This window comes from Streptomyces corynorhini, assembly GCF_003346515.1.
Lineage (GTDB): Bacteria > Actinomycetota > Actinomycetes > Streptomycetales > Streptomycetaceae > Streptomyces > Streptomyces corynorhini.
Genome location: NZ_QQNA01000245.1, coordinates 1 through 9,435, shown reverse-complemented (window position 1 = coordinate 9,435; position 9,435 = coordinate 1). Strand labels below are relative to the sequence as shown.

The following is a 9,435-nucleotide window of genomic DNA, read 5'->3' as shown; positions in this document are numbered from 1 at the left end:
CACCGCAGGCTGAGCCACCGCAGGTTGGTCCACCGGTGGCTGAGCCTGCGGTGGACCAACCTGCGGTGGAGGACCCGCCGCATAAGAAGATCACTACTTCCAATAGACCAGTTGGAGAAGACCACCCTCCCTCCTCTCCTCCCGTACCTGCCGCGTCGGTGACCGCTGAGGACCGGGCGGGCGGGGAGGACGCTGCGCCACAGCAACAGCCTGACGCCCTGTCCGGGGAGGAGCGGGCCGCGTACGACGCGCTGTCGCGGATCGCGGCGGCCGAGCCCCGTCTGCAGCTGGGCGTACGGGAGCTGGTGCGTCTCGCGCCGCTGGCCGTGCCGTGGCTGGTACGGGGTACGGAGGCGCAGCTGCGGCAGGCCCTGACCGCGGGGCTCCCGGCGGAGGTGGGGTCTCCGGTGGGGCTGGTGCGGCGGAGGCTGCTGGACAAACTGCCGCCGCAGCGCGCGGTTGCCGCGCGGTCGGCGTTGCCGGAGTGGTGCGGGTGTGGTGATCATCCGGCGGCCCGCTACAACCCGCGGTGGCGGCGGGGCGCGGACGGCGGCCCGTGCGCGACGTGTCATCCGGACGCGGTGCGGGTGCGGGTGTGACTGGCGCGCGGCACGCTGGGTGGGTGGCTGGTGCGCCGATCGTGGTGCACCCGCCGTCGCTGACGGGCGGCCGGCGGGTGACCGTACGCGGGCAGATCCTGGGCCTCGCCCACGATGACCGCGACCTGGTCGAGTTCCTGCGCCGTGCGGGTCTGCCTGATGCGGAGACGCTGGTGGATGATCCGGGCTGGGTGGAGTGGCGCGGTGGCCGCGCCCACGAATGGGGCGCGGCCTGACGGCTACGCCGCCGCACCGGTCGGTCGCTCGCGGGCGGCGACGGAGCGGAGTTGAAGTCCTGCGCGGTGAGTGCGCGTGGCCCTACCATGGGTGACTGTCGCTCGCTTCGAGCTGGGGAGTCCGTCTATGTCATGGCCCATGGATGCCGGTCGCTTGCCGGACTATCCGCCGAAGACTCCGCCGCCACCGAAACGGCCGGTGCAGCCGCCGAGGCCGGAGCCGGATACGAAGCCGAAGTCGACGCTGACTCCGGTGCGGCGCCGGGTCATGATGGCTCGGCGGCGCGGTGTGGCGTGGACGCTGGAGGCGCAGCCGTGGTCGGCCGGCCGGGCGCGGAAGCACGTGGTCGGGAAGCTGCACGACTGGGGATACATGAGCGTGGACACGGTCGCCTCCGATGTCGTCGCGCTGCTGGTTGCGAACGCTGTCGCCGATGGCGGGCGCCGGATCAGCGTGCACCTTGCCGACCAGGATCAGCAGGCGCTCGTGATGGTCCTGAGTCACCAGCCTGGCCTGACCGCGGATGAGAGCGTGCTGCCCCGAATTGCCGAGCTGGGGGTGAGCAGTTGCGGAACGGATACCGCCGAGGACGGCCGGCTGCTGTGGGCGGTCCTGGATTTGTAGCCCGTGCGGCAAGAAGGGGCCCGTCCGAAGCATTCTTCGGTGGGGCCCCTTCTCGCGTCTGCTCGACTACTACCAGATGCCGCCGCACCCGGCGCACCGCACCACGGGTACGGCGCCGCCGCCCCCGTACATGGTGAGCTGCCCGCCGCACACGGGGCACGGGGTGGCCAGCCGCGCGCGCTCGTCCCCTACGTCCAGGGCGTGTTCGACCATGCGGGCGCAGGTGCGGGCAACGGCGCCGATCCGCCCGGCCTCCAGTTCGGTGAGGTGGCGTCGGACGGGCCCGGGGGCATGCTGGACGCGGGCCAGGAGCCACAGCGCCGCCCGGTCCGCCCGGCGCCGCCCCAGCACGGTGCCGGGTGCTGCGGCGGCGGGCCCGGGGAGGTGCCAGCGCAGCGGATCGGCGCCGTCGCGCAGCGCCTTCAGCGCCTGGTGGCGGTCTTCGGCCGCCTGCACGCGGCGGGCGCGCTCGCCGCGCGGCAGCGCCCCGGCCGACCGACGCGACGGCGCGACGGCCGGCGGGCGCTGGACCTGGCGGGCCGTCTGGTCCGCCAGCTCCAGCAGCGCCGCCTGGACCGTGAGCATGGTGTCGAGCACGGACAGGCGCAGCGGCGGCTTACTCCATCCGTGCTGGGGGGTGGAACGCTCCAGCGCCCGGAGGGCCTCGGCGCGCCACGTGGCGGCCTCGGCCTCGGGGCTGTCCGGGTGGTGGGTCAGTACGGGGATGCCCATGGCGGGCGGCCAGGTACCGCCGCGCGCGCTCAGCGCGGCGGTCAGGTCGGGCCAGTGGCGGGCGATGGTCCACAGGTCCGGTGTGCTGGTGGGGCGGGGTGTGGTGGTGCTCATCGTGCGCTCCAGTGGGCGGGTGGGGCGTAGGCTGATGATCACCTCGGGGCGCGCCCGTCCTGGTCAGACGTGTGGGCGCGCCCCTTCGTCATGCGGTGGGGCGGGTAGGTCAGGGGAGAGTGACGGCCAGGCGTCGGCGGCCGCGGTCGGGTTGCTCGGGACCGACGGCGTAGCCGAGGTTCTGCAGGGCGAGCCGGTAGAGGTTCAGGTAGTGGTCCTGGCCGGCGCCTTCATGGGTGACGTGGACCAGGCGCGGTCCGTGCTCGGCGCAGCGGTACCCGTACTCCCACTCTCCGTCCTGGTCTTTGTGGGCGCGGGTGTGGCCGGCGTCTCCGAGCTGGCGGGATACGTCGCAGGCGCGCAGTCGGCGTGGCATCAGGGCTGCTCCTCGGGGTGGGCGGTGGTGCGGATCGGGGTGTCCGAGTGGCCGGAGGAGAGGGTCACCGTGTCGCCGGCAGCGGGAGCGGGGGCCTCGTAGTTGCCGTCCGGCCAGGTCGGCGAGAGCAGCCCGAGGACCTGCGTCGCGTTGATCATCCCGCCGGGGCCCACGCGGTCCCGGACTGCTTGGCACCGCTCGCGCACCCGCTCGGCGGCCGCCTCGGCCTGCCTCAGCGCGGCGGCGAGGCGGGCGCGCTCGGCCTCGGCCCGGTTGGACGTGGCATGGGCCACCCGCTGGAGATCCTGCGCCTGGTCGACCCGTGTGCGGAGCGACGCGGTACGGCGCTCCAGCAGTTCCTTCGCGGCGGCGGCCACGGAGTCGGACAAGGCGGCCTGCTGCCGCGCCGCGGCGAGCTGGGCGCGTACGGTCCGGGTCTCGACCCGGTGGTCGGCCAGGATGCTGCGCGCGATGTCCGCCTCGGTGGCTTCTGCCCGGACGTACTGCGCCAGGCGCGCGGCGTCCACGGCACCGGTGGTAGCCGCGTGCTCGAGGAGGGTGTCCATGTCGCGGCGTCGGGCGGTACGCCGGCCGGGCTCGTCGTCGTCCCCGTCCGCGTGGCCGTGCTCGGACGAGACGGTGGTGCCCAGAAGTGCCGAGTCGACCAGGTCGGCCGCTGGATGCCAGGTCCGCGACATCACGCGCATCCGCGCGGTCGCGGCCCGGACGCGGCCGAAGGCAGCCAGCAGCTCCTCCAGCTCGGGGCGCACTTGGACGACGCCGCCGGTAGCCGGGCCGGACTCGTCCACTCCCGGCGCCTCGCTGGCCTGCTCCTGGCCGCCGGCGTGGGCGACCGGGGTGTCGGGCCCGCCGGGCTGGTCCGCCCACTCGACCTTGGCCTGCGGGTAGTTGAGGAGGAGCTGGTCCATGGAGGGCGCGCTGCTGGAGAACCCTGCGTCTTCGAGGTCGAGGAGCAGGGCGTGTCCGCCGGGGAAGAGCGCGCCGTCCAGGGTGGTGCCGTGGTGGTGGAGGCGGAACGCGCGGGCGAACGTCGGGGCCGTGCGGACGGCATCGGTGTGCTGGCGGATGCGGTCGTACTTCTGCTCGGTGGTGTGGCCGTCCCACTGGGCGCGTGGATCGTCGGCGTCGACGTGCTCGACGTCGGCGAACAGTGCGGCGTCGCGGGGGGCGATGTGCCACGACATCTGCCAGGTGCCGGCCGTGATGTAGACGATGTGCCAGCCGTCCTCGGCGACGTCCGGGGCCGGTGCGATGACGGCCGGGTGGAGTGCGGCGAGCCAGGCGACGAGGTGCGCTCGCTCCCGGTACGCCCCGTCCCGCTCCGCCTCCACCGTCCTGGTCTTCGCCTGTGCTGCGGCCAGTTCTTCCGCCAGGTCGATCGTGTCCAGGTCGCTCATCAGGGACCGGGCCTCGTCGCTGGCGTTGTCGTAGCGGTTGCTCATGGTCACTTCTCCTTGGGTGGGTTGAGGGCGTCGTGGAGTTCGGCGAGTCGGGCGTCCCACCAGCGGGCCGTCGACGTGCCGAAGGGCGGGGGTCCGGCGGCGAGCCAGCGTTCGTAGAGGGCGATGCAGCGGGTGACGGTCTCCTCGGCGGACCGGTGGAGCGCCGAGAGGACACGGGCGGTCGTCTCGGTGTCGGCGGCCGGTCGGGAACCCAACTCGGGAATATCGGGGGCGAGGTCGGCGTGCAGCGCGGCCTGCTCGGCGTCCGCCACGGCCATGAGATCGCGAAGAGCGTCACGGCCAACACCGTGCTTGCGGCCGGCCTTCGCCCAGCGGGCATGCCGCTCGTGTCGCTGCCACGTCTCCAAAGGCATGTGCAGGCCATCGCCGTGGCCAGCTGGCTTCGCGCACCGACCGCCGGTCGCGAAGGTCACCTCGCAGCGGCCGGAATCGATGCCGTCGGGGTCGGTGGTCGTGGTCATGTGCGTTCCTCCGGGTTGGTGTGGTGGCAGTACGGGTCGTGTACGGCGCGGTGGGACGCGGTCCAGGTGGCGCAGCACGGCGCTGGGGTTCCGCCGGCGGCGTGTATGTGGGCGCGCCGGTAGTCGGCGCCGCGGCGGGAGGAGATGGCGGCGAAGTACAGGCCGCCTATGGCGAAGGCGGCGGAGAGCAGCCAGGTCTGGTGGGCGGCGTGCCACAGGGCGAGGCCCGCGAGGGCGGTGGCGCAGGTCGCGAACGCCGCTTCGTAGCGGCGGTGTCTTCGCGCGGCCTGCAGGGCTGCTGCTGCGCGCGGGGTGAGGGTCACGTGCTGCTCCTGGTGGCGTCGGGTGCGGGAAGGGTGTCGAGCGCGTCACCGATCTCGTGGGCGAGGTGTCGCCACCGCTCGGCGAGCGGGGTGTCCGGCCGGGCGTCGGCGGCGACCAGGAGCGCCTCGACCAGCTCGGCGACGTCGTCGGTGCCGCCGGGCAGGCGCAGCAGGGCGGCCATCAGGGAGCCGCCGTCGTACGGGCTGTCGCGGTCTCGGGGAGGCAGTGGCCGCCGAGGCAGTGGGCGTGTCCGTCGGCCACGTAGTGGACGTGCGCGCCCTCGCGCTGCAGCAGGTAGCCGGCGTGGAGGGCGGGGATCGAGACGGGCCGTACGTCGGGGACGACGACGCGGTCGGTCCACTCGGACAGGTCCGGTGCCTGGCTGATGCTGGTGCTGAAGGGGGCGTTGCGGGTGGTCACGTGCTGCTCCTGGTCGCGGTGCTGGTGGGTGAGGGCGTGCGCGGGGTGGTTTTGCGGCGTTGATCGCGCTTGCACGCCTCGCAGTACTGCCGGCCGTCCGACTCGTACCGCCCTTCCACCGCCTGGTCGTGGCCGTGACGGCAGTACGGCTTCCGCTCGCCGCGCCCGGTGAGGTACCGCAGCTGCTCGCGCGTCGTCGTCCTGGTCGCGGTGTCGTCCACGTGGGCCGGCGCGACACAGTGGTGGTGGCCGCACTCGGCGCGGGCGTAGCCCTGCGGGTCACGGCCGGTCCGGATACGGAACGCGATCGCGGCCGCGGTGTGCATCTGTTCGCGGTAGCGCATGACGGGCGTTCCGCTGGAGGTCTGCCGGCTTCCGGTCCATTCGAGGTGGCCGCCGTCGACCGGCTCGGTCTTGGCCGCCCACTTCTCCTCGAGCGTCAGCGGCTGCGCCGGGACGTTGGGCAGGCCGAGATCGGCGCGGATGGCGGCGACGCGGTGCTTGTCGCAGCGCAGATGCCGGGCGATCGCGCTGTTCGACTTGCCGGCGCGCAGGAGTTCCTCGATCTGCTCGCGGCTCGCGTACTGGCCGGGCCGGGGGGTGGGCATCAGCTACTCCTGGTGGGCTGGTGGTCGGCGGCGATCTGCTGGAGGAGCCAGAGCATCCGGTCGGCCCGGCCGGGGCTGATGACGGGCCGGAGACTGCGGGAGCGGGGGCTGATGTCCGCGCGCCAGGTCAGCGCCAGGGCCCACAGGGCGCGGCGCGCGCCGTAGCCGGTAGGGAAGGGACCGGGCAGCCCAGCGGCGCGTAGAGCGCTCGACACGGGAGCGAGGGCGCCGCCCTCCCACTCCAGCAACACTCGGTCGGCCAGTACCTGCAGGAGCGGTGCCGCGTCCTCGGGGCTGCACGCGCCGTCGGGGATGCCGGCGGCGCGCGGGCCGACCAGCCGCATGGTGACGTCACACAGCGGCTGGCCCTGCGGGCCGAGCGCGACGACGCGAGCGGCGGACGGCGGACGGCGAGTCCCGCCCGGCGTGGTGCCGCGCTCGGTGAGCTGCACGTGGACGACGGCCAGGCGCTCGTCGGCCAGCAGCTGCGCCGCCCGCTCGCACGCCCCCGCCCGCTGCCCGGCGGCCTGACGCTGCGCCGTACGCAGATGCCGGATGTGTCCGCAGCACCCGCACAGCACCACCCCATCCTCATGGGGTGTGCAGGGGCGCTCGGGGCGGGCCCCGCAGTCGGTGCACCGCCGGGTGTCCGGCGCGCCGGTGCGCGTCCGAGCCGCGAGTAGCTGCGCCATGGACGCGCCGGTGGGCACCGACTCGGCCACCGCATACAGGTCCACCTCCGTATCGCGGCCGCGGAAGTTACGGGTGGCGACGACGCCGCGGGGCGGACCGCCCGGCGTACGTGGCAGATCCAGTTGCCCCAGGACCGTACGGGTCATCAGTCCGGGCGGAACGTCCGCCCACGAGGTGTAGGCGACGGGCGTGTCGGTCATCAGCTGCTGCTCCTGGTCGTCGTGCTGGTGGTGGTGAGGTGGCCGTGCTGGTAGGCGAGCGCGACGGTGTGGGCGCGAGCGGCGGCGCTGGAACGGCCGGGGCGGGCGGTGCCCATCGCGGCGTACAGACGGCGCAGGTAGGAGCTGACGGTCAGCGAGGTGATGTTCAGGCGGCGACCGATCTGCTCGTTCGTCAGGCCCTCGGCGAGCATGACCAGGACCCGGCGCTGCTGACCGCTGGGAGCCGCGTCAGGCGCGGGCTCGGGCGCCAGGCCGGCCATCCACCCCTGCTGGTAGGCCACAGCTACGGCCTGCGCGCTGCAGGCCGCGCCGATCCGCATGCGCATCTCCCTGGTCCGGTTGCGCAGGGTTCCGGTCGCAAGCCCGGCGGCGGCCGCGACCTCGGGCAGGCTCTGCCCGCGCGCCAGACCGGCCAGGATCATCAGGTCGTAGTCCCGCAGCACATCCGGGACCAGCCAACGGCCGCTCACCGAGCCCACCGCCACGGCTGCGGCCGCACGCCCGCCCGCTGTCGGCGTCCCGACCCGGTGCTGCGCCGGGGCGGGGGGTTGCCGCAGGTCGAGACGTGTACCCGGGCCTGCCATTCGGCGCCCTCGAGCTGGGGCCGGTCCCGGTCGAGGGCGCGGGACATGACGGTACCGGTCACCGTGGTCCACACGGCCCGCGTCCCGGCCGGGTCGGGCTCCGGGTTCACGGCCTGGCGGAGCCGGTTCTTGTCGGTGAGGGTCCATCGGATGGAATCGCCGCAGCGGTCGCACCGCGAGAGCGTGCTGTTACTGAGCACGGGCTTCTCCTTCGAGGCCGTACGAATCGAGGGTGTTGAGGTGGTGGAGGACCAGGGCGTGGCCGTAGAGGGCGTGGGTCCGGCCGTGCTCGGCCACCGCCGCGGTGACGGCGTCCGGGGTGGCGGCCGCGCGCAGCGCCGCCAGCTCGGCCGCGCTCAGACCGGTGTGAGGCGGTGGAGCCGCCGCCGCGGGCCGTGGCCACACCGGAAGGTCCGGCTCGGCCCGGGCGGGCGGCACCGACGGGCGGCCGGCGGGCGTCTGCAGAACCGGCCGCCGCGCCCCGGCGGCCGCGGCCTCCTGCTCCTGGCGCAGCGCCCACGCGGCGGTCCGCTCGGCCCACTGCTCCTCGGCGCGCCGCCGCTGCGCCCGGGCCGCTTGTTCGGCGGCCTCGCGGCGTAGCCGTTCGGCTGTCGCGGCGCGGTCGCGGGCGGTCTCCGTGCAGCCGGGGCACGGGGCGCGGGTGGGCCAGGTCGCCCCGTCCTCGCAGGCGTGCAGTCCGCACCGGCCGCCGGGGGCAAGGGCGACGCCGAGGATCCACCGGCCGATGCCGTCCGGCCCGCGGTAGGGGTCCAGAGCGGTGGCGTAGCGGTGGCCGATGCGGTAGGCGAGGCGCTCGGGAGGGATCCCGCCGGCGAGCTGGCGGCCGATCCGCCGGGCGATCTCCCGCTGCTCCCAGACGGTGGCGCGGCCGTAGGCGTGGTGGACGGGTTCGAGGGCGTGCCAGATGCGGGCGGAGATCGTCAGACCGGGCCCGTCGTAAGGCCGTTCCTGGCTGCCCTGGCCCCCGCCGCTGCTGCGCAGTTCGCGGTGACCGGCACGGAAGGTGTCAGGGACACCGCCGGAGTTGTCCACAGGGCCGGTGCCCCACTTACCGGTACCTCGCCTACGGCGGCACCCCCCACCCAGCTGCGAGGTCCCGTCAGTGGAGTAAGTGCTGTCTTCCTTAGACGCGAGGGACCCGTCAAGATCGGCGGCACCGACCCCGTCTGTGGTGATCGCTGCCGGGTCCAGCGTGGCGGCCGGACCGGGGGCCGGGGTGTCGAGCGGGAGGGCGAGCTGCTCGTCGACAGGCGCCTCGGCGGCGAGCAGCGGGTGGCGGTTGACGGTGACGAGATGACGGCCCTGGTACCCGGCGCGGTGATCCAGGGTGATCCAGCCCGCCGCGTCCAGTTCGGCCATGATGCGCCGGCCGGTCGTCTCGCTGAGCGGCTCGCTGGCGTGCTTGCTGCCGGGCTGGTGGTGGAGTTCACCGGCCAGCTCCGCGCCGGTGACGGGCAGTCCCTTCGCGGTGGCCCGGGCCAGGTGCAGGTAGGCGCGGAACCGTCGCGGCGTCAGGGCCTCGGCGACGGTCACCGAGACCTCCAGGGCCGCCTCGTCACGGGGCACCAGGCGGGCCTGCCGCTTCGCCGTACGGCCCATACCGCCGGTGTGGGTGCGCTGCTTGGTGCTGAGCCAGGGCGCGGCGCCGTCGGGGCCGGTCTGGTTGAGGGGTTTCAGGCCCCGCTCGACCGCGGAGACGGACATCCCCAGCGTTGAGGCGAGTTCGGCGACGGACGCGGTGCACGGGTCGGTGTCCGGTCGGGACCCCGGCCAGGTACGGCGGGCGTCGAGCGCGGCGACCTTCACATACACGGTGACCGCTTCGTCGGCGAAGTCCGTCCCGCGGAACAGGGCTTCGGGAATCCATACGGTCTGCTCGCTCCTGCGGCGTGGCCGGTTGTAGCGCACGCCACCGGCCCCGCCGCGGATGCGGCGGG

Annotated in this window: 15 protein-coding genes; 3 read left to right on the top strand and 12 right to left on the bottom strand. The window is 74.2% G+C overall.

The annotated features are described in order from the left end of the window. Positions 1–158: 158 nt before the first annotated feature. The 3 genes from DVH02_RS26700 to DVH02_RS26690 all read left to right on the top strand — a co-directional run bounded on the left by DVH02_RS26700 (position 159) and on the right by DVH02_RS26690 (position 1,460). Positions 159–599: a hypothetical protein gene (locus DVH02_RS26700; protein WP_114626415.1), complete on the top strand. Its 441-nt coding sequence runs from the start codon at positions 159–161 to the stop codon at positions 597–599. A 23-nt stretch (positions 600–622) separates the two neighbouring features. Then, positions 623–835 (top strand): hypothetical protein, encoded by a 213-nt coding sequence (locus DVH02_RS26695; protein WP_114626414.1) that lies wholly within the window; start codon positions 623–625, stop codon positions 833–835. Between the two features lie 139 nt (positions 836–974). Continuing rightward, the gene (locus DVH02_RS26690) at positions 975–1,460 is read left to right on the top strand and encodes a hypothetical protein (RefSeq protein WP_233518481.1); all 486 of its coding nucleotides are present in this window, start codon (positions 975–977) and stop codon (positions 1,458–1,460) included. A 69-nt stretch (positions 1,461–1,529) separates the two neighbouring features. Here DVH02_RS26690 and DVH02_RS36825 read toward each other — a convergent pair whose 3' ends face one another. From DVH02_RS36825 to DVH02_RS35285, 12 genes are all read right to left on the bottom strand, one after another. Beyond that, positions 1,530–2,306 carry a TFIIB-type zinc ribbon-containing protein gene (locus DVH02_RS36825; RefSeq protein WP_114626412.1) on the bottom strand — a complete coding sequence of 259 codons (777 nt, stop codon included), beginning with the start codon at positions 2,304–2,306 and terminating at the stop codon, positions 1,530–1,532. A gap of 109 nt (positions 2,307–2,415) precedes the next feature. Further along, entirely contained in the window at positions 2,416–2,682 is a 267-nt protein-coding gene (locus tag DVH02_RS26680; RefSeq protein ID WP_114626411.1) for a hypothetical protein, read from the bottom strand. Continuing rightward, positions 2,682–4,145, bottom strand: a complete 1,464-nt coding sequence (locus DVH02_RS35690; RefSeq protein ID WP_199566423.1) for a hypothetical protein — start codon at positions 4,143–4,145, stop codon at positions 2,682–2,684. Before DVH02_RS35690 ends, DVH02_RS26680 begins: the two co-directional genes overlap by 1 nt. Positions 4,146–4,147: 2 nt before the next feature. Then, complete coding sequence (locus tag DVH02_RS26670) at positions 4,148–4,627, bottom strand: hypothetical protein (RefSeq protein WP_114626410.1); 480 nt, start codon at positions 4,625–4,627, stop codon at positions 4,148–4,150. Further along, positions 4,624–4,950 carry a hypothetical protein gene (locus tag DVH02_RS26665; protein ID WP_114626409.1) on the bottom strand — a complete coding sequence of 109 codons (327 nt, stop codon included), beginning with the start codon at positions 4,948–4,950 and terminating at the stop codon, positions 4,624–4,626. The genes DVH02_RS26670 and DVH02_RS26665 overlap by 4 nt, the downstream gene beginning before the upstream one ends. Next, positions 4,947–5,132, bottom strand: a complete 186-nt coding sequence (locus DVH02_RS26660; RefSeq protein WP_114626408.1) for a hypothetical protein — start codon at positions 5,130–5,132, stop codon at positions 4,947–4,949. Before DVH02_RS26660 ends, DVH02_RS26665 begins: the two co-directional genes overlap by 4 nt. Next, positions 5,132–5,371, bottom strand: a complete 240-nt coding sequence (locus DVH02_RS26655; protein ID WP_114626407.1) for a hypothetical protein — start codon at positions 5,369–5,371, stop codon at positions 5,132–5,134. The genes DVH02_RS26660 and DVH02_RS26655 overlap by 1 nt, the downstream gene beginning before the upstream one ends. Next, positions 5,368–5,979, bottom strand: a complete 612-nt coding sequence (locus DVH02_RS26650) for a helix-turn-helix domain-containing protein (RefSeq protein ID WP_114626406.1) — start codon at positions 5,977–5,979, stop codon at positions 5,368–5,370. Before DVH02_RS26650 ends, DVH02_RS26655 begins: the two co-directional genes overlap by 4 nt. After that, on the bottom strand, positions 5,979–6,872 hold the full coding sequence (locus tag DVH02_RS26645; protein ID WP_114626405.1) for a hypothetical protein: 894 nt from the start codon (positions 6,870–6,872) through the stop codon (positions 5,979–5,981). The genes DVH02_RS26650 and DVH02_RS26645 overlap by 1 nt, the downstream gene beginning before the upstream one ends. Then, on the bottom strand, positions 6,872–7,363 hold the full coding sequence (locus DVH02_RS26640; RefSeq protein ID WP_158575943.1) for a helix-turn-helix transcriptional regulator: 492 nt from the start codon (positions 7,361–7,363) through the stop codon (positions 6,872–6,874). The genes DVH02_RS26645 and DVH02_RS26640 overlap by 1 nt, the downstream gene beginning before the upstream one ends. Beyond that, positions 7,360–7,677 carry a hypothetical protein gene (locus DVH02_RS35290; RefSeq protein ID WP_158575942.1) on the bottom strand — a complete coding sequence of 106 codons (318 nt, stop codon included), beginning with the start codon at positions 7,675–7,677 and terminating at the stop codon, positions 7,360–7,362. The genes DVH02_RS26640 and DVH02_RS35290 overlap by 4 nt, the downstream gene beginning before the upstream one ends. After that, positions 7,667–9,435 (bottom strand): hypothetical protein (locus DVH02_RS35285; RefSeq protein WP_114626403.1); only part of this gene is annotated, 1,769 nt, incomplete at its 5' end. The genes DVH02_RS35290 and DVH02_RS35285, both read right to left, overlap by 11 nt.

What these genes read in the sequence shown, in the direction of transcription:
- DVH02_RS26690 (WP_233518481.1), top strand. Translation starts at nt 975, where the DNA reads ATGGATGCCGGTCGCTTGCCGGACTATCCGCCGAAGACTCCGCCGCCA.
- DVH02_RS36825 (WP_114626412.1), bottom strand. Translation starts at nt 2,306, where the DNA reads ATGAGCACCACCACACCCCGCCCCACCAGCACACCGGACCTGTGGACC.
- DVH02_RS26680 (WP_114626411.1), bottom strand. Translation starts at nt 2,682, where the DNA reads ATGCCACGCCGACTGCGCGCCTGCGACGTATCCCGCCAGCTCGGAGAC.
- DVH02_RS35690 (WP_199566423.1), bottom strand. Translation starts at nt 4,145, where the DNA reads ATGAGCAACCGCTACGACAACGCCAGCGACGAGGCCCGGTCCCTGATG.
- DVH02_RS26670 (WP_114626410.1), bottom strand. Translation starts at nt 4,627, where the DNA reads ATGACCACGACCACCGACCCCGACGGCATCGATTCCGGCCGCTGCGAG.
- DVH02_RS26660 (WP_114626408.1), bottom strand. Translation starts at nt 5,132, where the DNA reads ATGGCCGCCCTGCTGCGCCTGCCCGGCGGCACCGACGACGTCGCCGAG.
- DVH02_RS26650 (WP_114626406.1), bottom strand. Translation starts at nt 5,979, where the DNA reads ATGCCCACCCCCCGGCCCGGCCAGTACGCGAGCCGCGAGCAGATCGAG.
- DVH02_RS26645 (WP_114626405.1), bottom strand. Translation starts at nt 6,872, where the DNA reads ATGACCGACACGCCCGTCGCCTACACCTCGTGGGCGGACGTTCCGCCC.